General features: G+C 58.4%; 21 protein-coding genes. 13 read left to right on the forward strand and 8 right to left on the reverse strand.

All coding sequences use genetic code 11. From position 1 onward, the window contains the following. Positions 1-8: 8 nt before the first annotated feature. The 3 genes from HAPAU_RS18355 to HAPAU_RS18365 all read left to right on the forward strand — a co-directional run bounded on the left by HAPAU_RS18355 (position 9) and on the right by HAPAU_RS18365 (position 2,556). Positions 9-812 carry an enoyl-CoA hydratase/isomerase family protein gene (locus tag HAPAU_RS18355; RefSeq protein WP_066385561.1) on the forward strand — a complete coding sequence of 268 codons (804 nt, stop codon included), beginning with the start codon at positions 9-11 and terminating at the stop codon, positions 810-812. A 30-nt stretch (positions 813-842) separates the two neighbouring features. After that, a complete protein-coding gene (locus tag HAPAU_RS18360) occupies positions 843-1,622 on the forward strand; it encodes an enoyl-CoA hydratase/isomerase family protein (protein WP_066385861.1) in 780 nt (259 codons plus the stop codon). 88 nt (positions 1,623-1,710) lie between these two features. Continuing rightward, entirely contained in the window at positions 1,711-2,556 is an 846-nt protein-coding gene (locus tag HAPAU_RS18365; RefSeq protein WP_066385562.1) for an acyl-CoA thioesterase, read from the forward strand. A gap of 10 nt (positions 2,557-2,566) precedes the next feature. Here the strand turns inward: HAPAU_RS18365 and HAPAU_RS18370 are convergent, their stop codons facing one another. From HAPAU_RS18370 to HAPAU_RS18385, 3 genes are all read right to left on the reverse strand, one after another. Then, positions 2,567-3,391, reverse strand: a complete 825-nt coding sequence (locus HAPAU_RS18370) for an enoyl-CoA hydratase/isomerase family protein (RefSeq protein ID WP_066385563.1) — start codon at positions 3,389-3,391, stop codon at positions 2,567-2,569. Continuing rightward, positions 3,388-4,275, reverse strand: coding sequence for a 3-hydroxyacyl-CoA dehydrogenase family protein (locus tag HAPAU_RS18375; RefSeq protein ID WP_066385564.1), 888 nt, complete (start codon positions 4,273-4,275; stop codon positions 3,388-3,390). The genes HAPAU_RS18370 and HAPAU_RS18375 overlap by 4 nt, the downstream gene beginning before the upstream one ends. Positions 4,276-4,511: 236 nt before the next feature. Then, on the reverse strand, positions 4,512-5,144 hold the full coding sequence (locus HAPAU_RS18385; RefSeq protein WP_066385863.1) for a trimeric intracellular cation channel family protein: 633 nt from the start codon (positions 5,142-5,144) through the stop codon (positions 4,512-4,514). Between the two features lie 132 nt (positions 5,145-5,276). On the opposite strand from HAPAU_RS18385, the gene HAPAU_RS18390 reads away from it, so the two are divergent. The 6 genes from HAPAU_RS18390 (at position 5,277) to HAPAU_RS18415 (ending at position 10,119) form a co-directional block, all read left to right on the forward strand. Further along, positions 5,277-6,038, forward strand: a complete 762-nt coding sequence (locus HAPAU_RS18390) for a DUF5058 family protein (RefSeq protein ID WP_211263637.1) — start codon at positions 5,277-5,279, stop codon at positions 6,036-6,038. A gap of 1 nt (position 6,039) precedes the next feature. Continuing rightward, entirely contained in the window at positions 6,040-6,801 is a 762-nt protein-coding gene (locus HAPAU_RS18395) for a hypothetical protein (RefSeq protein WP_066385566.1), read from the forward strand. Positions 6,802-6,883: 82 nt separating this feature from the next. After that, positions 6,884-8,161, forward strand: a complete 1,278-nt coding sequence (locus tag HAPAU_RS18400) for an amidohydrolase (protein ID WP_066385567.1) — start codon at positions 6,884-6,886, stop codon at positions 8,159-8,161. 49 nt (positions 8,162-8,210) lie between these two features. Continuing rightward, positions 8,211-8,609 carry a hypothetical protein gene (locus tag HAPAU_RS18405; RefSeq protein ID WP_066385568.1) on the forward strand — a complete coding sequence of 133 codons (399 nt, stop codon included), beginning with the start codon at positions 8,211-8,213 and terminating at the stop codon, positions 8,607-8,609. Positions 8,610-8,688: 79 nt separating this feature from the next. Further along, complete coding sequence (locus HAPAU_RS18410) at positions 8,689-9,147, forward strand: MaoC/PaaZ C-terminal domain-containing protein (protein ID WP_066385569.1); 459 nt, start codon at positions 8,689-8,691, stop codon at positions 9,145-9,147. 519 nt (positions 9,148-9,666) lie between these two features. Next, complete coding sequence (locus tag HAPAU_RS18415) at positions 9,667-10,119, forward strand: MaoC family dehydratase (protein WP_066385571.1); 453 nt, start codon at positions 9,667-9,669, stop codon at positions 10,117-10,119. A 447-nt stretch (positions 10,120-10,566) separates the two neighbouring features. On the opposite strand, the gene HAPAU_RS18420 is transcribed toward HAPAU_RS18415, so the two are convergent. After that, on the reverse strand, positions 10,567-10,968 hold the full coding sequence (locus HAPAU_RS18420) for a universal stress protein (protein WP_066385573.1): 402 nt from the start codon (positions 10,966-10,968) through the stop codon (positions 10,567-10,569). Between the two features lie 442 nt (positions 10,969-11,410). Beyond that, positions 11,411-11,911, reverse strand: a complete 501-nt coding sequence (locus HAPAU_RS22640; protein ID WP_245634245.1) for an SWIM zinc finger family protein — start codon at positions 11,909-11,911, stop codon at positions 11,411-11,413. Positions 11,912-12,087: 176 nt separating this feature from the next. Between HAPAU_RS22640 and HAPAU_RS22105 the strand changes: the two genes are divergently transcribed. From HAPAU_RS22105 to HAPAU_RS18445, 4 genes are all read left to right on the forward strand, one after another. Next, positions 12,088-12,492, forward strand: coding sequence for a hypothetical protein (locus HAPAU_RS22105; protein WP_211263638.1), 405 nt, complete (start codon positions 12,088-12,090; stop codon positions 12,490-12,492). After that, on the forward strand, positions 12,489-12,890 hold the full coding sequence (locus HAPAU_RS18435; RefSeq protein WP_066385576.1) for a PIN domain-containing protein: 402 nt from the start codon (positions 12,489-12,491) through the stop codon (positions 12,888-12,890). Before HAPAU_RS22105 ends, HAPAU_RS18435 begins: the two co-directional genes overlap by 4 nt. Before the next feature lie 239 nt (positions 12,891-13,129). Then, a complete protein-coding gene (locus tag HAPAU_RS18440; protein WP_066385579.1) occupies positions 13,130-13,861 on the forward strand; it encodes a haloacid dehalogenase type II in 732 nt (243 codons plus the stop codon). A 1,670-nt stretch (positions 13,862-15,531) separates the two neighbouring features. After that, a complete protein-coding gene (locus tag HAPAU_RS18445; protein WP_066385581.1) occupies positions 15,532-16,038 on the forward strand; it encodes a hypothetical protein in 507 nt (168 codons plus the stop codon). 9 nt (positions 16,039-16,047) lie between these two features. Here the strand turns inward: HAPAU_RS18445 and HAPAU_RS18450 are convergent, their stop codons facing one another. Genes HAPAU_RS18450 through HAPAU_RS18460 form a run of 3 tightly spaced genes read right to left on the reverse strand, consistent with a single transcriptional unit; the run spans position 16,048 to position 23,929 of the window. Further along, positions 16,048-19,101 carry a type IV secretory system conjugative DNA transfer family protein gene (locus tag HAPAU_RS18450; protein WP_066385582.1) on the reverse strand — a complete coding sequence of 1,018 codons (3,054 nt, stop codon included), beginning with the start codon at positions 19,099-19,101 and terminating at the stop codon, positions 16,048-16,050. Next, positions 19,101-20,477 (reverse strand): hypothetical protein, encoded by a 1,377-nt coding sequence (locus HAPAU_RS18455; protein ID WP_066385583.1) that lies wholly within the window; start codon positions 20,475-20,477, stop codon positions 19,101-19,103. Before HAPAU_RS18455 ends, HAPAU_RS18450 begins: the two co-directional genes overlap by 1 nt. Continuing rightward, positions 20,477-23,929 (reverse strand): VirB4 family type IV secretion system protein, encoded by a 3,453-nt coding sequence (locus tag HAPAU_RS18460; protein WP_245634246.1) that lies wholly within the window; start codon positions 23,927-23,929, stop codon positions 20,477-20,479. Before HAPAU_RS18460 ends, HAPAU_RS18455 begins: the two co-directional genes overlap by 1 nt. Positions 23,930-24,027: the final 98 nt, after the last annotated feature.

Raw genomic sequence — 24,027 nt, forward strand, 5'->3', positions numbered from 1 at the left:
GATCATCAGTGTTGCGTACTGAGTATGTTCATGACGAGGTCCGTGTCGAGTACATCGAGGACGAACAGGTCGCTCGATTAGTGATGGAATCTGGAGAGACCACATTAAATACGTTTCAGCCACAGAAGGTCGAGTCGATGGCGGCCGCCGTTAGAGACCTCGATGCCGTCGGCTGTCTCGTACTCTACGGAGAGTCGGGATTCTCCGCCGGTGCCGACCTCGGGGCAATCGAGCGGACGCCACAGGAGATGCGCCCCGCGAGAATCGATACGATCGCCGCGGCGTCGAACCGCTTCATACGAGCAGTCCGAGAATTCCCCGCACCCGTCATCGCGGCCGTCTCAGGGGTCGCTGCCGGCGGCGGGCTCGGGTTCGTCCTCGCGTCGGACCTCGTCTTCATGCACGCCGAGGCCGTGCTTAACACCGCATACGCGCGCGTCGGACTGACCCCCGACAATGCGACGCCCTTTTTCCTCGTCAACACCGTCGGGCCGTACAAAGCCAGAGAGCTGCTGTTCGAGCCGGAGCCAATCACAGCTACCCAGGCGGTCGACCTCGGTCTCGCCAATGACGCATACGACGTCCCCGAATCCGAGTTCCTCGACGCCGTCACGGCCCGGGGGGCGACGCTTGCCGCCGGTCCGACCGAGGTGTACGCGAAGACCAAGGCACTGGTCGAGACGGCGTTCGAGGGCTCGCTCGACCAGCACCTCGAACGCGAACGGGTCGCGATTAAGGACGTGAGCGGTTCTGACGCGTTCGATGAGGGGCTGTCGGCGTTCCTCGAGAAACGGGCACCCGAGTGGGATTGAACTATGGTCCCGGAAGACGACGACCGAGGCATGCAGTTCGACACGCTCGATCTGGCTGTAGAGGAGAACGGGATCGCAACGCTTCGGCTCGCGAACGATCCGGTCAACGCGATTAGCCAGCGCATGCGCCACGACCTGGCCGAGGCGCTCGACGTACTGCGCGAGGACCGCGTTCGCGTCGTGATCGTCATGGGCACGGAGGAGGTGTTCTCGGTCGGTGCCGACGTCGCCCTCTTCGAGGAGGCCCAGGGCTGGACGACCACAGAGTTCCGGGCGAACTCGCGGGTTCTGGGCCGCGTCTTCGACGGACTCGAGACGATGGAGAAACCAGTTCTGGCCGCGATCGACGGGACCTGCGTCGGTGGCGGCCTCGAACTCGCGCTGGCGTGTGACGTCCGGATCGCTGCGCCCGACGCGACGCTCGGCTTCCCTGAGCACAATATCGGGCTGCTCCCCGGCCTCGGGGGCTGTTCGCGGTTCGTCCACCTCGTAGGCCCCGGCCGGGCCAAGGACATGATCTTCAGCGAGGAACTCATCGACGGCGAGCGTGCGGGGGAGATCGGGCTGGTCGAGCGCGTCGAGGACGCTCCCGAAGTCGCAGCCCGCGCGTATGCCGAATCGCTGCTCGACCGGCCGCCACAGGCGCTCGGGCTGGCGAAGCGGGTTGTCAACGCGGCGCGCGACACGGACACCCGGTCGGCCGGTCTGCTCGAATCGCTCGCACAGAGCACCCTGTTGGACACCGACGACCACCGCGAAGGAATCGCGGCCTTCCGCGAGAAGCGCGATCCTGATTTTTCCGGGGAGTGACGCGCCATCACCCGATCCCGCCCCCGGTAACGCCCCGTCGTTTGCCGGTTCCTGTAGGCTAGTAGTGATCGACGGTCCATGAGAGAGCGTGCAAACGATCACCTCCCATCGGGTGCAGTTCGGCGAGCTCGCGGGACCCCTGATACACGGCGCGACAGTCTTCGACTGGCAACTGATCGCCACCCAGCAGGTGGCGGCAGCTGTCGAGTACTCCTTCGGTGAGATCCTCGACGACGGCGGGATCCCATTCGCACCGGTGGTCGTGGGTACCACTATTGAACGATACCCCACCATCGAGGACCGCGTCGACGTCGACGTCGTCCCCCTAAATGTCGGGACCTCCAGCGTCGAACTCCTCTACGAGATGACCGACCGCGAGGGCGGCACGCTGGCGACCGCGCGGATGACCCACGTGACGATCGGTCCGGACGGCACCGCCCTCCCGCTCCCCGATCGGGTGCGATCGGCGTTCACCGACCAGCTGGTCGACTGGGACCCCGAAGTCGGCCCGGGCGAGGCGACCGATAGCGACGGTGGGAGCCACCCGACGTTCGAATCGTCGGTCCCGATCCGGAGCCCGCACATCGAGGGGGCAAAGCTGGCGTACTTCGAGGAGTACCCCCGGTTCGCCGGGATTGCTCTGGAGGAGTTCCTCCGCGAGCGGGGGACGAGCCTCGGGGAACTGAGCGGCGAGAAACAGCCCTTCCGACTGCGCGACTGGCGCTGGGAGCACACGGCGCCGGTCCCCTTCGAGTCGACCCTGCGCGTCAAGTGCGACGTGATCGCCGTCGATCGCGAGACGGTCCGCGTCGAGCATACCCTGTTCGCCGACGACCAGGTCAGTATTAAGGGAATCACCGAGTACGGCTGTTTCGACCGCTCTGGGGCGGCCGTGCCGTTCGATGAGTCGATGCTCGTTCCCTTCGAATCCTGATCCCGACGCGTCAGCGTCCTCGCCACTCGGGGTCGCGGTCCTCGAAGAACGCGTCAATCCCCTCGTTCTTGTCCTCGGTCGCGAACAGTTGCGAGAACAGTTCGGCTTCGTAGTCGATACCCGACGAGAGGTCCATCCGCGCGCTCGCCTGGACCGCGGTCTTCGCGAACTCGAGGGCGACCGGGCTCTTTTCGGCCATCGATCCCGCGAGGTCGTAGACGCGCTCGTCGAAGTTCTCGGGGACCTCCTCGACGAGGCCGATTTCCGCGGCTTGCTCGGCGTCGATCAGCTCGCCAGAGAGAATCAGCCGCATCGCTTGTCCCTGCCCAACCAGTCGCGGCAGGCGTTGGGTTCCTCCGCCGCCGGGAACGATCCCGAGGTTGATCTCGGGCTGGCCGAGCTTCGCGCGTTCGTGGGCGATCCGGACGTCGCAGGCCTGCGCGAGTTCGCAGCCGCCGCCCAGCGCGTGGCCGTTGATACGGGCGATCACCGGCTTCGAAAGGTCGGCGACCCGCTCGTAGATCCGCGGTCGTTTGCTTGCCTCTCGCTGCTCGATCGCGTCGCGCTCGCGGAGTTCGCTCACGTCGGCCCCGGCGACGAATGCCTTCCCGTCGTCGTCGCCGGTCAGGACGACCACCCTGACGCGGTCGTCGTCCTCAATCGCCTCGAGCACGTCCGAGAGCTCTGCCCGTAACTGCGCGTCGAGCGCGTTTCTCGCTTCCGGGCGTGAGAGCGTCACGGTTGCGACGCCGTCGACCCGGTCGCCGACGGCCACCGAGACGGTCGAACACTCGGCGCCGACGGCCTCGGAGTTCGGATCGGCGCTCTCGCTCATCGCCCCCCCTCCAGGTCGCCGCTAACGCCGACGACCTCGCCCTCGTCCCAGACGTAAAAGCCCTCGCCGCTTTTCCTGCCGAGCTTGCCCGCACGGACCTTCTGGCGCAGTAACTGGGGCGGGCGGAACCGCTCGCCGAGTTCCTCCTGGAGATACTCCAAGATGTCGAGGCGGACGTCAAGGCCGACGACGTCCGTGAGCTCGATCGGTCCCATCGGGTGGTTGTAGCCCAGTTCCATCGCCCGGTCGATCGCACGTGGTCCGGCGACGCCAGTCTCGAGCATCCGGACCGCCTCGACCCCGAGGGCGACACCCAGCCGCGAGGAGGCGAAGCCCGCCGAGTCCCGGACCGTGACCGGCTCTTTGCCGATCTCCTCGACGAACCCCTCGGCGAACGCGACGGTCGCCTCGTCGGTCTGCTCGGCGACGACGATCTCGACGAGCCCCATGATGTGAACCGGGTTGAAGAAGTGAAGCCCGATCGCCCGCCCGGGTCGGTCAAGCACGCTCGCGATCTCCGTGACCGACAGCGAGGAGGTGTTCGAGGCAAGGACCGCCTCCTCGGGCGCAGCGGCCTTGACCTCCTCGAAGGTGTCGTGTTTGATTCCGAGGTCCTCCGGGACCGCCTCGATGACGAGGTCCGCCCCGTCGACAGCCTCCTCGAGGTCGGTCGTCGTCCCGATCCGATCGAGCGTCGTGGCCTTCTCCTCTTGGCTGACCTTCCCCCGATCGACGCCCCCCTGGAGGTTCGACTCGATCGCGTCGAGGCCGTCCTCGAGGATCGCGTTGTCGATGTCCCGGATCGTGACGGCGTTTCCGGCCTGTGCGGCTATCTGTGCGATGCCGTGGCCCATGGTGCCGGCACCAAGTACTGTGACGCGCATCGTCTACCACAGCGATCTAGGGCCTCTTCAACGTTGGTATACTCCGGCGGATTCAACGAGACTGTCTCGACTCACGGTCCGGAGCAACGAACCGATTCGAACGACGCTCAGCGCCCACTGATCGCACGTGAGTCGTTGACCGGATGGCGTATCGTTCGGGTCCATTGGTATCGCCACGTCATCGGGATCGATCGCCAAGGACGCCTCACGGTCGGCGCCGTCGTGATGAGCCGCCGCTAGCGCCTCCGTTCCGTCCGTGGCCACGTCAGGGCCTGCCCGATCCGCTGTGCGGTCGGCAGCTCCCAGCCGTAGGTGACCGCGGCCAATCGGGTTCCGACCGTGGCCGCGGCACACAGCGCGGCGGCGACGCTTTCGGCGCCACCGATGGCCGTGACCGTCCAGAAGACCCCTCCGCCCAACACGGCACAGCTCGCGTAAAAATCAGTGAGGAGGACGAACGGCGGCCGGTCCAGCAGGACGTCCGCACACGCGCCTCCACCGACCGCGTTGATCGTCGCGACGACGACGATCCCGAAGCCCGATAATCCCGTATCCGCTGCGACGATCGACCCGGCCGTGGCGAACGCGGCGAGGCCGACGGCGTCCGAGACAACCGTCACGGGGTGGTCGTCCGGCGACTCGAGGGCGGCGCTCACCCCGACCGCGAGAGACACGCCGAACAATCCGAGCGCGATTTCGCCGGGCGAACTCAACACCAGCGGGACCCGGTTTATGAGGACGTCGCGCGTCGCGCCGCCCACGAAGGCCGTCGCGAGCCCGACGACGACGACGCCGAACAGGTCGAACCGCTCGCGTATCGCCTTTGCAGCACCCACTAGCGCGAACGCGATCAGTCCGATCGCGTTCATCACCGCGAACGGATCGGTGAGGACGCTCCCAATGACTCCTTCCACTACTGGTTCCGTCCTCGTGATCCGGGGTGTTGAACGCTCCGGTTCAGGTTAGAAAAACCCGCATCTATTTATAGATGCCTTGAAATAATGATAGCTGTCACCATGTGGTATGAGGCCTTTTCGCTTGTTCCGGCGTACATGGACATCGCGAACAGCCGGTGGTTGTGGCTCGCGACGGTCCCGGTCGTCTCCGTCGTTTTGTTGCAAGCGGCGATCTTCCTCCGCCGTGCCTGGCAGGACGGCAAGGAGATGGGACTATCCGACGAACAGCTCCGCTCCGGGTTCAAGACCGGGTTCATCTCGGCGATCGGTCCCGCGTTCGCGGTGCTGGCCGGAATGCTGGCCCTGATCGCGACGGTCGGCGGGCCGGTCGCGTGGATGCGGCTGTCCGTGATCGGATCAGTCGCCTTCGAGCTCCCTGCCGCCGAGATCGGCGTCAGTCAATTCGGATACAGCCTGGGTGACGGGGACATCACGCGGGAGGCGTACACCACCGCGGTCTGGACCATGACGCTCGGCGGGACGGGATGGTTGCTGGTCTCGGCATTGGGGACGCCACACATGGAGTCGGCTCGACGGAAGATCGCCAACGGGAAGGACGACCTCATCCCGGTCGTCAGTTCCGCGGCGATGCTCGGCGCGTTCGCCTACTTTCTGTCGGGAGAGATCCCGGCCGGAACCCCAGAAACCGGTTCGGTCGCCGCCGGTGGTTTAGTGATGCTGGTCGTTTTACACATAGCTGATAAAAGAGACGCTCAATGGGTCAGAGAATGGGCGCTTGGTACGGCGATGGTCGTCGGACTCCTCGTCGGCGTGGCTATTCAGGTGACTGTTGGGAGCTGGTGGTAAAATGGGCGACTCGACTAGCGAATCCGACGGTGACGGAACGGTTGCGACGGACGGTGGATCCGTCTACGAGGAGCGTTTCATTCCGTATATCAACACGTGGGGACGGCGGACGAACCTCCTGGCGGTGGCTCTTTCGCTTGGTCCCGCGGTCGTTCTGTTGTCGGTCTTCGGCATTCTCCCACCGACGCAGGCAATCATTGGTGCATTCGTCTCCGTCGCGGGGGCGTTCGGAATCTTCTGGATCGTAGAGCCGATCTCCTATTATCCGGTTCTCGGGGTCCCGGGAACGTACATGGCGTTTCTCTCCGGGAACATCTCGAACCTCCGACTGCCGTGTGCCGCAGCGGCCCAAGAGAGTGCCGATGTCGAGACCGGAACTCCTGAGGCGAGTATCATCTCCACGATCGCGATCGGAGCCTCGATCATCGTCAATACGACGCTGCTCGGAATCGGCGCCGTCGCGCTCGTCTCGGCGTTCCAGGCGCTGCCGGAGCTGTGGCGAAGCGCACTGGAGTCTTATCTCGTCCCCGCGGTCTTCGGCGCGATCTTTGCCCAGTTCGGTCGGGACTATCCGAAGGTCGCGGCGATCGGGTTCTCGATTGGGCTCGCGATGACCCTGTCGTTGGAACTGGGATTGCTCGCGTTCCTCCCCGGATTCCCGCTGTATGCGGTGATCGTCGTCTCCGTCTTCGGGACGATCCTCGCCGCCCGCTGGATGTGGGAACAGGGATTGATCGAGTCGCCCACCAGGATGGACGACTGATGATCATGCCACATCTTATCATGTCATCCCATCCGTTGAAGTCGGCACCGAACGGACGAGACGTTACACGGATAGACTACCGATGCACACTACCACACCCGACACGGACGACTTGATCGAACTGCGACGCGACTTCCACCGCCACCCCGAACCGGGGTGGTGTGAGTTCCGGACGACCGTCCGAATCGTTGAGGAACTCGAGTGCCTCGGCGTCGACGAGATACACGTCGGTCCAGATGCGCTCGACAGCGACGAGCGCCTCGGCGTCCCCGACGGCGAGACGCTGGCGCGGTGGTTCGAACGGGCGGAGGCAGAGACTGATCGACCGGACCTCCTGGACCGGCTCGCCGGTGGAAATACGGGGGTTGTCGCGGTCCTCGATCGTGGTGCGGGCCCCACGATCGGCCTCCGGGTCGACATCGACGCGCTTCCGATCACCGAATCGACCGACGCGGACCACTGGCCCGCCTCCGAGGGATTCCGATCGACCACCGAGGGGTACATGCATGCCTGCGGTCACGACGCCCACGCCACCTTCGGGATCGGCGTCCTCGAAACGGTTCTCGAAAGCGACTTCGAAGGGACCCTCAAGGTTTTCTTTCAACCCTCCGAGGAGCTCCTTGGTGGCGGGAAGGCGATGGCCGCCGGTTCCCACCTTGAGGACGTTGACCACCTGCTCGGCGCGCACGTCGGTCTCGATCGATCCACGGGGACCATCGTGGCCGGCCTTGACGAGGCGCTCGCGCTCTCTCGGTTCGACATCACCTTCGAGGGAGAGTCAGCACACGCCGGCTTCGCGCCGAACGCAGGACGGAACGCAGTCCAAGCGCTGATAACCGCCGCCAGCAACATGTACGGAATTCCTCGCCACGCGGAGGGGACAACGCGAGTGAACGTCGGCGAGCTCCGGTCGGAGAACGCTGCCAACGTGATCGCCGATCGTGCGACCGCGAAGGCGGAGGTCCGCGGCGGCACGACCGAACTGATGGAGTATATGCGTGAGTCGGTCTACCGGTGTCTCGACTCCGCGGCGACGATGCACAACTGCTCGGTCGACGTCTCGGTCATCGGGGAGGCGATCCGGTGGGATTGTGACCAACAGCTAGTCGATCTCGTTGCCGACGTTACCAAGGGTATTGATGGCGTTAACGACGTCATCCCACGGGATACCCTGGGTGCCAGCGAGGACGCGACCTACCTGATGCGGAACGTCAGCCGAAACGGCGGCACTGCGACCTACCTTGGGATCGGCGCGAGCAATCCAAGCGGTCACCATACGCCGCGGTTCGACGTCGACGAGGCTGTCCTCCCGATTGGCGTGTCTGTCCTCTCGACGTCGATCCTCGAACTGCTCGCGTGAGACACTTCTCACTGCCCTTGAAGTCGGCTATTCCGATCTTCCACGCCGAGTGACTGTCGAGCGCGTCGAGGAAGGACAACAGTTCACCGGCTTGGACGACGAACTCACCGAGGGTGTCTGGATGGAGACGTTCTTCGGGTTCCAGAACGTGTTCGAGGAGCACGACCTCCTCGTCGTGCTGACCGTCTTGACGGTGCCGTTCTCGAACGACGTTCTCGGCTCAACCGAGGTCGACAGCGTCGGTACCTACCCGGTCTACGACGGACCCATCACAGCGGCATGCAACCTCATGGCCTGCCCGCTGCCTCGGTCCCGGCGGGTTGACGGCCAACGGACTGCCGGTCAGGTTGCAGATCGTCGGTCTGCCGTTCGATACGGAGTCGGTGATCCAGCGAGTGCGGCCTACGAACGGGCCAATCCGTGGTACGACGACTACCCCGGTCTGTGAGCGAGTTCGGAGTCGGATCATAATGCGCTACGCTGGCTGAATCGGAAACGGCTTTGATGGGCGTCGAGGTAGCGTTCGTATGCGCCGATCAGACGACCTCATCCGATTCGAGGCCATCGAACCCGGAACCACCGTTCGTTGCGGCAAAACGACCGTTTCTGAGGACGACATCGTGGAGTTCGCGGAACGGTACGACCCGCTCGCGATACACACAGATCCGGCGGCCGCGGCCGAGAGCCGCTTCGGCGGCCTCATCGCGAGCGGCTATCACACGCTCTGTCTCTCGGTCAGGCTCCTCGTTGAGGACGTTAGAAGCGAGCGTGCGGTCGTCGGCGGGCTCGGAATCGACGACGTACGCTGGCACCGGCCAATTGAGCCCGGCGACACGATCTCCGTACGAAACGAGGTCCTCAACACCCGTCTCTCCGAGAGTGACCCGAGTGTCGGGATCGTCCACGAGGCAATCACCGTGACGAACCAGCGCGAGGAGATTGTGCTTTCCTACGAGAACCATGAACTCGTCGCCCGACGGGAATGAACGGTCGTTTTGCTTATTTGTATGTAGCCAGTCGGATTACCTGTCTTTCACTACTTTTACTGGCGACCGGACACCAAAGTCAGTTCCCGATCTGCTTTACGTCGCAAATATTCATTGATTTTTTGTTCGGAGAATAACATCATACGTGATGCTCACGAACGGTGCTTTGCTAGTCGGAGACCGCTTCTGGCTACCAACACAGATCTAATCGATATTATGATTCTCGGTATATTCCCAAATCTATGCCGTTGAATCGCCACTCTCTCCAAGCCGCCCTCAATATCGAGCGCTCCGAGTCAACTTGTGGTTCGAAACGGTTCCGGTTCGCTGGATCAACGCGCTGAGAGACTGATCACGAACATGTAGGATTGGTGGATGACCACGTTTGGTCAAGACAACGATCCTACCTCTCATGGCATCTATTTATGCCGTTAGTAATAGCGTAGTGAATCCTTATTTCTTTCTAAGGCTAATAGAAAACAACTTGTTTTATGCCAATGGAGGCCAAATGGCTGCTTGATGTCTAATATTTATTTCGAAGATACTGAAGCTGGGACAGTCAGAGACCTTGGAAGCTACACGATTCCGAAAGGCGAGATGATCGCGTTCTCCGAGCGGTACGATCCTCAACCAATACATATTGATAAAGAGGCAGCAACAGAGTCTGTCTTTGGTGGAGTGATCGCTAGTGGTTGGTATACTGCGAGCGTCTGTATGCGCCTGTTTGTTGATGAGTTCCTTGCTGAGACAGCGAGTATCGGTTCGCCTGGGTTAGACGAACTTTCGTGGTTGACACCCGTGTACGCTGATGACACTCTGACCGTAGAGAACGAAATCCTTGAAACCCGACTATCGAAAAGTCGTGATGACCGGGGTTACGTCCGAAATCAGACCCGCGCGTACAACCAAAACGGCGATAAGGTACTCACTTGGGTCGGGACGAATATCATACTTTGCTGTAATACGGACTGATTATCGTTCTATAATTCGACTTATAAGAGAAATTGTTGCTATATTTCATTTAAATAGTAATTCTCTACCGACAGTAATCTGAGGGTCCTGACCAACCACAGTAATAATTAAGAATGATGAAATGGTACTTGTAGAGAAGAGACGCATGAACTCATATAGCGAGGAACAGTTTGTGATGATAATCCTGGAAAATTTTGAATGCAATCGCAAAGAAGCAGAGTCAGTCGTTGAGAGGGCACTCGAAATGGAAGATGACGGAATTTGGCAAGAATTTTTTAATGAAGACCTATCACCTCAGTTACTAACTCGGATACTTAATGATCTTCCTTCTTATGGAACGCTTAGTTACCGCTGGAACTGGTGTGCTGGTTTACAAGGGTGTTTTGAATATTTAGAGGGATATAGAATATAATTATTTATTATATACTTCTCAAATCTCGTAGTGGGTTAGGTATCCGAGTTCCCACCACAGACGAGTACAGGACAGTCAGTTCCTAAGATGACGTCCTGCGTGACGCTGCCGAACAAGGCTTTGCCCGTGGGAGAGCGTTTCCGACCACCGAGACAAATGAGGTCGATATCGTTGTTCTCAATATAGCGGAGTATCATCTCGGATGGGTCCCCGCTTGTCTCATCCATTGTTACACGACCGTCAATTCCAGTTAGCTCGTCTTCTGCTGTTCGTGCCGCTTTAACCTGACTGATCGACGCTCCAGATGTGTTGTCGGTGAACACATGAAGGAGGGTAATTTCCGTATCTGTCCTCTGAGCCGTCAACTGTTCAATTGTCTCAGCCTGCATTCTAGCGCGGTTAATATTATCGTCTATTGCTAGTAGAACTCGGAACATATCTCTCTAATAAGGATTCAACAGTAGCGAATATAAGACATTATTTAAAATAGTTGTCAAGGTGACCATCTACTGATATCGCTATGACATCGTATCGTACGCCGAACCCTTCCTCGCGCATGAGTTTAGCAATCTCTTCCGAATGCTGAAACGTGAACTTCAACGCAAACTCCTGTGCATCTGTTTTCAGCGGTGCATCCGTGTTGAGGTCTCCCAGTCGATCGCCGCAACAGATAACGCTAGAAAGTGCTCATTAGCAACCCGCTCAGCGTGAGCTGTTGCACGATCGCACAGCGCCACTTTCGTCGCTGGACGACCGATTTCTACTCACTTCGCTCTTGTTACTCTGAGTGGGCGCTGAATGGCTCTCAGCCGACGAGGGTATCCAGCTATCATCTATCAGTCGCGCTTGTTTCATCGTCAAATACTGGAATCGTCTTTGTTAGCGAGCGATCCAACCACTATGATCCGCTTCAGTTCTCGGTATTAACCTTCGCATGTGGATTCGGCATCCGGAACCATCGCGATAGCACGGCCAGCAGGGAAGATCCTCAAACGTCGGGATGCAATCACAATCGCTCGGACGATCTTCCACTTGCTGACCCAGTCCTAACCGTTCAACAGTCGTCCCACCGTCGGTCGCAACCTCTTGCTCCTCAGTACTCTTGTAGTCGGTTGCGGCCGCAAGCACAGGCTCGCGAATCGCAACCGCAACACGGTGCTTGCAGGCTCCCTCATGATACGTATCAGACGGGCATTCACAGGCGACCGGAATCCCGTCCTCGACGTTCACGCGATAGCTGTGCTCGTCGGCGTTCTCGTGGCTCTCATTGCGAACGGTCACGAGGCCGGGCGCTTCAAGCTCGAAATCGAAGGCTTCGTACTGGGCGCGTTTGCTGGTCGATGCGTCGAACTCAAGTGTGCTGAGTGTTTCCTTGCACATGGCTGTTGAATACCAGACAGCCCTGCTCGCCTGCACCAACAGGCGGGCATCCTTTAACTCCGAAATGCCCCAAGGAGCGGGTCTGTCTCTACCAATTCCTACGTGATACATGGTGTTAAACCCTTCCATTAGCTTTGTGAGCAATGGTTAAGTCCTTCCCAGTCGTAGCGGAACGTATGTCTAACTCAAACCGAGATTCCGGGGGCAAGTACACTGCCTCGGTCAGTGATGAGGATATCCTCACGGCCATCGATCACACATCGGGACCCGTGGCAACCGCAGCCGAGCTCGCCGACATCCTCCCGATTGGGCGGCGGGCCATCCGCGAGCGCCTTCTCGATCTCCGCGAGAGAGGCGACGTCGATCGGAAGACTGTCGGCGCACGCTCGGTAGTATGGTGGCGCACCACGGACAGCAATGACGAGGCGACACCGGACTTCCGAGCCGGATATGGAGCGTTCGCCGGTAGCGACTTCGCAGAGCAGGTCGAAGCGGTGAGCGACGAACTCGACCGTGACTTTCAGGAAAGCGAGCAGGAACTCTTTGATGAGACTGATACAGACGGCGATGCCGACGCATGAAGCTGCTTGAGACCAGCTTTCTCGTCGATTATCTCAACGAACAGCCCTACACGATCGAGTATCTCGAGGCGAACGCACAAGCCGAGTATGCGATTTCGACGATCACACTCTACGAGGTGTATGCTGGGGCTATCCGCTCGACCGCCAGCGGTGAGACGATCGAGACGATCACGGATGCGATCGCATGGGCTGATGTAGTAGCGTTCGACGAATCAGCCGCTCGTGAAGCGGCCGACATCCGTGCAGCGTTACTCGATCGTGGGAGTTCGATTCCGGCACCGGATATCCTGAACACAGGCGTTGCTCGCTCGCTTGGCTGTGAGCTGATCGCGACTGACGAGCACTTTGCTGAGATCCCGCAACTCAATACTCACAATCCTCGAGATTCGCATTCCTAATGGACCATCTCGTGACGGAGCATTCTTGAAACTCAGACGAACGTGAACCCGATTGACTGACCGAGACTACTGGCATAACAGTGATCTTCGTAGAGCAGAAGAACCGTCAGTCTTCAACCGAAAAGAGATGATCCTCCACAGTCATGGTTTGGTATGCTTCAGACTGGAATCCGAACACGAACGGACGACTTGAGGACCGGGAGAACTGAGCGACTCACCCCACTACGGAGTGAGTCGTGATGACACTGCCGGCCGTGAACGCACTCGTCTTCGACGTGTTTGGCACGGTCGTCGACTGGCGAAGCGGCGTCATCCGAGACGGTGAACGACTCAACGAGGCCAAGGGATTGGATGTCGATTGGGCAGCCTTTGCCGACGCCTGGCGCGAGGAGTACCAACCGTCGCTTGCTCGTGTTCGACAGGGAGAGAGACCATGGCGCAATCTCGATGCGCTTCATCGCGAATCGCTCGAGCAACTCCTCGAACGCTTCGGGGTAGACAATCTATCCGACGAGGAGATCGAGCACCTCAACCGTGTTTGGCACCGACTGGATCCCTGGCCCGATTCGATTCCGGGCCTCAACCGACTCCGTACAGACTATCTTATCGCCCCGCTATCGAATGGTCACATGCGACTCCTCACGAACATGGCCAAGCGGGCTGGCATCCCGTGGGATCTGATTCTGTCGGCTGAACTCTCAGGTCACTACAAGCCCGACGAGGAGGCCTATCTGACCGCAGTCGACTACCTTGATCTCCAGCCAGCAGAGGTCATGATGGTCGCGGCCCACGAGCGGGATCTCGAAGCAAGCCGTGAAGTAGGACTTCGAACCGCCTACGTCCACCGACCCCTGGAGTGGGGGCCAGAGCGAGCCGATGATACCGAGCGACCTGCTGAGTCAGCATACGACGTCGTAGCTGAGGATCTTGTCGACCTCGCCGAACAACTGGGCTCTGAGCCCATACTCTAAGCAGCGACAGCTCAGTGTGCATGAACAGGCTGATCTCACGCCAGTAATTGTTTTGAGTAGATACTGAGGTACATTCGTTTGAGGAGCCGGCTCATACGGTAGTTCCATGGTGAGCTCAAACCACGAGCGATCGCGTTTCGATAGCAGTGGGGTCCACCGTCACTAAGAGCAGACTGAGGTCCCCACACTACAGCTCGCATGGGGTCCACTGTTCTCAGCTCACTGTTACCGATCAATACAGAGAGTACTCCAGACCATGCAAGTGCAATGAGAACCATTAATAGATAATAGACTGACAATAGGGTGTCGCCCTGCTCTCTCAGTGTCAGAGGCACTCTTCTCACCTTTCGGATACTCACAGCATGTCCCAACGGCCAGAGTAGAACGCTATCTCAGTAGTGCTACGGGAAGTCACCCACTCTTTGCCAACAGCGACCACTGAAAATACCACTGGGATCTAAGCACTGCCACCGTCGCTCTCACACAGTTTAACTGGGGAGTCAGGGGGCTACTGCCGACTGGGAGTCCCACGCCATAGGTTGATTCACACTAATATCTCTACCAGACCCTGGAAGTACTGCCACTCTCATCGGTTTTCTCGGTGAGGGGCACTAGCCCACCTTGGGAGTCAGACAGCTGTCCTGGGGCAGTATCTTACTTCTATTAGTGATGTCATTCAGTCTCGTCCTGGCACTGCTGAGACGACGAGTTTCTCGACACTGCCTTCTTCTGTGCCGCTTAGCTGGCTGTGGCATCGTCGATCCGGCTAGTGGTGTCCCTCATGTCCCTGACGCTGCTGTCTGCCGGTAATCGATTGTACCTCGTCTCGCTGATGAGGTACCCCTCTTCCGAGAGAGATGGATACCCAGGCTATGCTGAAACTGACTTGGAGATCGTGCGTCGAGGCACCTCCTGTTCTTCTGTCTTTACTCGTGGGGACCCCTCATGTGCTTCGCTCTTCTTGGACCCCTGCCGATGCTCGCTCACCTACCAAGCAGTGTGGAACTCGTGTGTCTCCTCGTTATTTATTCTAGAGGCTTCTTTGCCAGCGGAAGCACTGACTATCCGGAGTAGTAATCGAGGCTTGCTACTGTTCTGTTTGACACAGCGCTTCCGATGAACAGTTCTCTATTCCGATAGTTTCTGAAACTCGCCTCTCTCGAGGTGAAGATACCTTGCTCTCGCGCTGATCGACCCCTCATTGCTGCTGTATCGTCTCTTGCTTCATCGGTACTGAATCGGCCCTCCTTTATCGCCTTTTCAGAGCTACTTATCTTCTCTCGGATTGAGTAGATATTTTCCTGCATTGGCTAGTTCAGTGTTGGGAGGTTTGTCTTGTTTCGGTGCTCTCGCTTTGGGGACTCCCCGCTGTTCTAAGCTTGCTCTGACTCCCAGCTTTGCTGTCTCAAGGTGGACTCCCAGTGATCTCTATTCGCTGGTTCACTTACTTTTACTGAGGGTTTGTTAGCTCGCTTGTGCACCAGCCTCTGGGGGTATCAGACTCACTTCGGAACTGGGTACCTCTCCCTACTATACACTAACGCGCCGATTTTCTACTGTAGATCTCTGTAGAATATGCTGTAGAATCCTCCGGAGTCTATTCTACTGTAAAATCTTAACCACGTGATTTCACGGTAACTTTTTTCTATAGTCGATTATCAATATAATATATGGAGTCAGACGATGTCGACTTAGACTGGCGCTCGATCGAAATTCTTCAGGCACTTAATGAAGCAGATGATGCCCTCGAAACATCCGCGATACGAGATGCAACAGCAGTTGAGGACAACCGCAGAATATTATATCGAGTTTCCGAGTATTTAGAGCCGGATGGGTTAGTCACGACAACTCAACCAGATCGGAACGGAACGACTATTCCTCCAAAGAGAATCGCGCTTACTGAGGCAGGAAGCGAGGTCGCCCAGTCCATCGTGAACAGCCGAGGCAACGCGAGTAATCTAGAGGATCTACCAAGTCTTGTCGACCAACTCCAAGCCACGGTAGAGATGCACTCGGAGAAGATCACAGCACTCGAAGAGCAAGTCAGTCACATCGATGAGCAGTTAACAGATCGCCGGGAGACTGATGCCGCAGTCTCAACGGCACTCACTGATCTGGATGAACGACTTGCTACACTCGAAGACGAAGAAGAAGAAGAAGAAGAAAACGGGAATTAACTGACTCTGCTACTCGCGCTTAGAGAGACGACTTACCGCATCAGCAATCGAACTGGATTTTTCTGTATCAGTTGAGGAAGTAATTCCCTCACTATTGGATTCACCACTTGTCTGCTCGGTCCGCTCTTCTGCGGAAGAGTGTGCTTCTCCTGTTGGTGTTTGAGCAGCTCCCTCGGGTCGTGGCTCGGTAGAATCCCACGACGTCTCTGCGGGCAACAGCGGTCGGACCTCACCACGCTCATAGATCATCGGCTCGTCAAACGCTTCGGTATCCTCGTCGGGGAAGACGACGAACAAGAAGTCCTTCGGTGTCGGCATCCGATCAAATTCGTTCTCTGGAATGAAGGGCGCTCGAACCACCATCCAGTCTTCTTCTAACTCTTCTCGGGAGCCATAGACTAGTTTCTCGCCCCCTGCTCGAACAGTGTATTCTTGCTCCGAGGCATCGTAGATGGAGTAAGCAGGGACATTTGATTTTGCAGGGGTAGCTGCTGCTTCAGGGCTCTCGAAACGAGCATACTCCGTGCCATCTTCATCACTCATCACAACTTCGGTACTGTCCTCACGCCAGACTAAGTCGGCATCACACTGAGGACGCAGCGCATAGGTATCCGAGGCGACGGAGAGCGTACTGACCTTATTGTAGAATGTCCGATTGCCTTGGGCATCGATATCAGCAGCGAAGGTGAGCTGCTCGTAGTCGATTGTTCTATTTGATCCCCGACCATCAACGTCGTAGATGATTTGCTCACCTCGGCGGGCCCAGTAACCGAACTCGTCATGATTGGCTGATCCGTCTTTGCAGGCGAAGACACACAGCTTGTGCTCATCGATCGCCTTTCGCAGGTTCGTGAGCGTCTGCATCGGCTTTTTGATCGTCGAAGTCTCGGCTTCGATACTCACGTTCAATCCGTCGGTGAGCTTAGCGAGGTAGGGATACTCCTCTGCAAGCCGCTCTTCGCGTGCGTGGACCTCTCGGATATTCTCGGCTGCCATTGGATCGATCGGGAGATCGGCGACTCCGTCTGGATCCTCCTCGCCCTCTTGGGTCGGGAGTTCGACGAACATGCCAAGCTTCGTGAATGCCCGGTAGGCTTCGGTGAGCACCCAGCGGTGTTCATCGCCGCCACCGCTGGCACTGCTGCCAGTATCCTGGGCTAGTCCTGCATATTCGAGGCCCTCGGGTGTCACTTTCATCACCGAGTCACCATCCCGACGTTGGCGTTGGAGATACTCGTCGGGTGCCTGCTCGATGACGTTCGAGACTTCCGAGGAGAAACCGAGTTCACCAGCTCGGCGTCGCCACTCATCTTTTACTGCTTCGCTCGCAACGAATTCGCCGATCGCATCTCGCTTGATTTGTACTGTATAGGCCGCTTCGTACAGTGCTTGTTCGGCCGGATCGCTCGTCACGTCGACTTGTTCGTCGCTACCGTCACTGGCACCTGCTTCAGCTTCTCCAGCCGAAATCGCTCCACCGGCATCGAAATGCATCTCGTCAAGGATCTCTTCACCACTCTGTACTGGCGAGCCGTAGTTTTCGAGTGAGGTGACGATCAGCTCGTACGCTTCTTCAATCGTATGCCGTGGCGGATAGGGTGGAATCAGCTTCGCTAGGAACGGATCGTCCTCGCTATTGAGCTGAGTCTGTGCATGGTAGTCGGGTGTCCGCTGGAGATCCTCAATATCCATGCCACCGAATCGGTTCGCGATCTCACGGGCCTCTTCGGGATGGTTCGGTGTGAGCGAGAGAATCGTGTTGCAATTGGAGATGATTGCGTCAGCGGCGTCATCTGGGAGTGACCTGAGAACCTGCGTCGAGAGCATCAACCCAAGTTTTTTCGAGCGGGCTTCCATCAGCATTGTCTCGATCTCGTCGCCATCAGTGAGGACCGAGTGACATTCATCGATCGCGAGGAAGAATGGAGCATACTCACTACCGACATCGTCCATCCCAGCGAGTTCCATCATCTGCTGTTCGGACGGGTCCTTCCGAGAGGTGACGGCGGTCCAGATCCCACTGACGACGGCATTAGCAGTCATAATCTTCGCTTCCTTCGGAAGATCGTTGTTGACGATCAGGATTTTCTGCTCGTTGACGATCTGGCCCAGCGTGACTTCGGCGCCCCGCATCGCAATGATTTTCCGCGTGATCGGGTTCTCGACCCAGTCTTTCAGCCGCCCGAGCAACGGGTCCAGTTCGTCGTCGCTCAATTCTTCGGCGATTCGTCGGGTGAATCCCTCGAGGAACATGATGTCGTCATCGTCGATCGAATCCCCGATCAGATCCGCGTACTGTTGGCGATTCTCTTCTTCAAGCAAAGCATAGTAGATCTCGATGATCGTGAACTCCTCTTCGTGACGTGCCATCCCTCGAATCATGTTTTTCGCGATCCGGTCCATGCGTGGCCCCCAGTACTCACCCGCCGCGAGAAGCTCGATCAAGTCGGCGACGATCCATTCAATTTCCTCGTCGAAGCCAGGCTCACCGGGCTCGTGGTACGTATCGAGGATGTTGAAGCCGATCTGGTAGGGAACGTCCTCGCCCGTCTCCTCATCTTCCAGTGAGTAATAGTCTGCGCCGAGGTCGACGTAGACGACGTCGTCCCAGCGCCATTTCGGGACTCGGCGGAGAAGGTCGTAGATATCGTCACCCTTTGGATCGACGATAGCGACACCATGCCCGCCCATCATCAGCTGGGTGACGCTGTTGTAGATAGCAGTCGTCTTCCCGGTCCCTGTACTGCCGAGGTAGGCGATATGCCGGAACGCTCGGGAGAACTCAACGCCGAACTCTCGTCCTGTTCGTTCAGAACAGCCGACCCAGACGGGTTGGGATGGTTCGTACTGAGCGTTCTCAACCATTGCTCGGGGCCACTCACCAGCGTAGATTTCGAGGTCCCCAGAGACGGGAGCAATACGCTCGATCGCCCATTCTTTGCTGTTGATGATCGTGGGCTTTGTAGGATCGTAGTCCTGTTCGCTCGATTGGGGAGTATTGGGTTCAGCATCGTTTTCATTCGTCTCGGTACTGTCGCTGGTAGATCGGTTGAAAAGTCCCATTAGTGTGCTACCTCCGTCGTGTCCGCCTGCTCGCTCTCTGATTGATCGCCCTGTTCGTGCGTGTGCTCCTGATCGCGTTCAGTTGCTGCTTCGATCTCCTGATCACTCGGCTGGGTTCGCTCAATTCCGTACGGCCAGGCTTGAGTTCTTGTGACTGACCGTTGTGGCGTATCCCACCCGACGTCTTCATTCATCCACTCAGTGAATCGGGCTGAGTCAGCCGGGACATCCCCAGTATTCGAGGTACGCGTCCAACTGACGTTCTGGGTGTTGATCGATTCGTTCGGGACGTGAACAACACCTGCTGCGGTTCGAACGCCCATCGTCATGCCGTGGTCGACGTACTCCCGGCGCATCGCGAGTTGGACGAGCTTTAGAAGGTCCTCGCCACGCATCGGGACACAGTCAAAGCCCTGCTGGGTGTCCGAATCGTAGTATCCCTCGAACATATCGGCCGTCTCGTCGACGCGGCTGATTGCGGTCTCGGGGTCCTGACCGACCGCGACGATCCGGATGTCGACCTCGTAGCCTTTCTGTCCGGCTTGGCGGCGAACGGCATCAGCGGCCGCTGTGGTCTTCTTGTTCTTGCCGCGCTTTTGGGTGCGAACCTCTGAAAGATCCACCCCCTCTTTTGTGAACATGCCCCGGACGATATCTTTCGTATCGGCGGGCTGGACGTTCTCCTCGAGATCGTCAGCGACGTCGTGAATCGAGGGTTCCAAGACTCCACCCTTGTACCAGTCGCTGGGTGCCGGGCGGAAGATGACCTGTGTCGCGACGTTCGTGACCGTCTCGGTTTCGCGTTCGCCGACCATCTCACTGGTGATCGAGCCATAGGGGTCGTTCTCGAAGCCCTCGACGTCGATGTGCTTGATTGGATAGTAGCGTTCCTTCTTGCCCTGCAGCTTCAGCTCAAGGCGAGCAGCAGCCAGATGCCAGTCCTCGCGGAAGGGTAGGAGTTCAGGCTCGGGCAGTTCGTCGACCTCGATATGGCTGTCGGGGTAGAACGTTTCTAGTTGGCGGGCCAGGCGGTTCTGGTACTTCTCGTCGCCCATCACCCATTGGAAGCCGATCTGATCGGTGATGTTGCGTATCTCGAAAGCGTGGGCTGGACGAGAGCCGGTGCTGGTCCCAGTCCGCATCGGATGAACCGACGTTAGCAAGTCGACGGCCTTCGGGATTCCACCGCCCTCCTTGTGTGGAAGGACGTGGACTGCGCGGCGTTCGGTACAGGCCTCTTTGAATTCTTCGATTACGTCGTCGGTCAGCTGCAGTGTGTCGTAGGCGTCTGAGCCACCATCGCGAAGGGCCGGGACCTTCCGGGCGACCGAGCGGCGGATCTCATCACGGACTAACGCCGAGGCAATCCGATCCATCAGTCGTCCCCCGTAGCGCTCTTGATGCGCTGTGGTCCCTGGTTCTGCTTAACAGTGTCTCCAGTAGTGTTCGTGCCCGTTGCTGTGATTGCCGTCTCGGTAGCGACCTCGCCGTCTGTCATTGGAGCAAAGCGCCACTCACAGATGTCGTCATGCTCGAGAAGATACGAGTAGAAGTCCTCGCCATGTTCCGAGGGATCGAACTCCGTCACGACAGCCTCACGGGGATTCTCCTCGAAGTCCATCTTCACCTTCAGTGGGTACGTGCCTTTGTCCGAAACCCGGAGCAATGCCGTTGAGTATCCCAATTCACGATTGCCCGGCTCCGCATTTCGAATGAATCTGGCTTCGTCCGATGTGAGGCCGATCTCTTCGGCCCACTCGTCGCTCATATCCTCCTGATGGAAGATCTGTGTGGGCATATTCTCGAAGAGGACTTGGGCGTTGTCGGTCAGATGTGTGTTACCGTCGGCATCCTCACCGAAGAAGTCCTTGAACGACTGGGTCGCAACGCCCAGCGAGAGGTCCCAGTGACGTCCATGGCGGAACTTCTGATTCAACGATTTCTGGGCCAGCGAGTCCCGAAGCATATAGTGAAACTCGTCCATGAAGATGACCGACGGGATATCGATGGTTTTCACCATTTCGTAGAAGAGGTCGTAGACGACCTGCATCGTCAGCCCGATCGATGTACTGGCCTCCTGTTGCTGCATATCCACGTAGAAGAACGTCGAATCCTCGAGGTCGATGTCGGTCTGCTTGGTGAAGTGTTCGTACTCGCCGCCGGGCAGGAACGGCTGGATGTCGTTGTTGATGATGTCGACGGCCGTCACTTCCCGTTCCTCGACCTTCCGGTCGGAGGGTTCCTGACCGGGCTTTGAACGGACCCACTCTTCTGGGTTGTCGGTCATCTCATCGATAATCTCGATTGCATCGAGTGGCGTTGGGCAGTCACCGGAGTAGCCCTGTTCCCGACGATAGTCTGCCGAGTGGGTCTGTGGATCGTCTTCAATGCCGTAGCGTTCAGCGGCTTCTCGGATCGCCATGCGCCAGATGCCCTTCTTCTCGGCGAAGTCGAGGCCTTCGTCGGCGTAGTACATCTCGACGAAGTCCATACAGCCCTCAAGCCAGTGCTTGTACGGTGCCCCCCTCCCGATGGTCGCGAGCTTCTCTTCGGGGGTGGCCTCGATATGAAACGGGTTGATCCCAGTGTCGCCGCCCACAACGAGGCGCTCACCGTCATGCACGGTCGCGAGGTTCGCGTACTCCTGGAGGGGATCGATGATGATCGTCATGAGATCGTCGCGATAGACTGTGTTCAGTCGCCCCAGAATCTCCGTCGCAGTCGTGGTCTTCCCACCGCCCTTCTTCGTGAAGATCCCGAAGTCAAAGCCGGTCTTCCGGTTCCAGAGGTCCAAGTACAGCGGCTCGTTCGTGTGCATATTGATCCCGAATTCGACGCCATTCGGTTCGTGCAGGTTTCGGGAGGTCCACGGGAACTCGCGAGCGACACCGTCGGCGAACATCATGATCGGCTCCTCGAGCTTGTCGTCGCATGCAGGCGCGACTGACTGCCAGCCTTCGAAGTGATGAGCTGTCTCCTGACGGGCTTCGGCCCCTTCATCGTTCATCATCGAGTTGATGTGGTCGATGGTGCGACCGAGCGCTTCGGGGTCGTCGCTGCGCAGTTCGATGTGAGTGTTCGTCTCAAAGAGGTCGTACTCAGAGTCTTGGTTCGCCTCGACCATCTCCTGGGCCTCGTCGTGCTGTTTCCGGTACGTTTGGAGAAACATCGGGAGACGCGAATCCTCGGCTTTCTCCTTTTTATCCTTCAGTTGGTCTTCAGTGTCCGAGAGTTCGATTTCGGCGTGCTGTTGGTCGATCGGGTTGATGTGCGTCGCAACGTTGACCGCGACGCCGGGTTCATGCTCGCGAAGAATCGGCTCGAGAATGCCCATCTTCGGGACGGCCGGCCATTCGCGGATCGAGAGTGTCTTGCTGTAGACGGCGTTGTCGATCGTGATCCAGTTCTCGTTGCCCCGGTAAATGCTGTCCTTAGGACCAACGACCGTCTGGTAGTGGTCGACCAGCTGTTCTTTGGTGAGAATGACGTCGGCGACCGGGTTGTCGTTGATCTTCGCAATGCGCTGGGCAAACGAATTGGCAGCGCTCTTCGCCGTATCGACGATATTGTCGTCGCTGGCTACGTCGAATTGATCACTACGATCGGGGACAGTATGGTGATCACCGTCGTCCCCCTGGCCGCCTATCTGGGATGTCTCACTGGGCGCTTCAGGTTCAACAGTGCCGTTGAACTCGCCAAGCGGCCCGTTAGGGAGGTCGCGAAGGTGATCGTGGTCGACACCGTACATCGCCGTTCCCTCACTGGAGGTCGGCTTCGGTGAGAGCCGGACGACGTCGCCAAAGTCAGCGTTCGCGTAGGCATTGGCCGCCTGATAGTGATCGGCGAAGACTTGCGAGAGCTCCGTCGAGGAGAGAATCCGTGTGCTGATGTCCTCGATCGTCCGGAGGTCCAACTCAAGCGTCTCGAGTTTGTTCTCGAGACGTTCGACCATCACTTGCGTGTGGTCGCCCTCCTGGCGAAGATCACGGAGCTCTTTGTGCTTCCAGAGCCGACCTAACAAGGGGACGTTCACCATCCCGCCGCCCGCCTCAACGTTATCCCCCGTGACGACGTCCTCCGGCTCGATCTTGACCGTGACGTAGTAATTGCGCTTCAGGGTAGTGACATCGTACAGATCGATCACATCCTGGCGCTCATCAGCGAGGTCAGCGCCGACCAAGAGACCAAGATCCTCGCGATTGATCTCTCCATTGCGAGCCTTCCGGTAGGCCGTATCGATATCGCCGTGTTTCGCAGCGAGTTCATCAAGCAGTTCCTGCTCGCGATCATCGTAGGTACCCATCCGGTCACCATAGTCGACGGCGCGCATCTTCGAGGTGAACTGCGTCCGAGCGGTAACCGATGAGTCGATGACGTTCGCGAGCCGTTCGACACGACGTGTCCAGTGGCCTTCGTCGGCGACGGCCATCGCTGCTGGGCGAATCTTGATTGCGCCGATCACGCCGCCGTCTGCTGTCTCAATCGCCGGCGAATTGTGGAATGGACGAGCGATCTGGACGGCATCCTGCGAGCGCTCCTCCTCGTCGACACCGATTCCACGGACGTTTCGGATGATTGGGAGCCGAACGATACGACCGGGAAGTGTGTCGTTAGTGGGCTGTTCCTTCGTACTGCCATTTCGTGCACTAAGCATAGTGTGTTGTCGAGTATGATGGGTAATGCGTCGGCGCAGGTGTTCGTGGACCGAGAGGTGATTCGGCGTGTGAAACGAGGCGATGATCGAACCGACGAACATGCAGACTGCAAGCGCGTAGACCGGACTTCGGTAGCCTGGTGGGACGTACATATCCGCGGCAAACCACGTCATTGCGGCTGTACCACCGCCAGCGTAGATCGCGACTTTCGAGATGCCAGCGATTCGTTGGCCGGTTAATCGATTGGGAAGGACTTTGCGTCTATCCGCTG

Source organism: Halalkalicoccus paucihalophilus, from assembly GCF_001593955.1.
Classification (GTDB): domain Archaea; phylum Halobacteriota; class Halobacteria; order Halobacteriales; family Halalkalicoccaceae; genus Halalkalicoccus; species Halalkalicoccus paucihalophilus.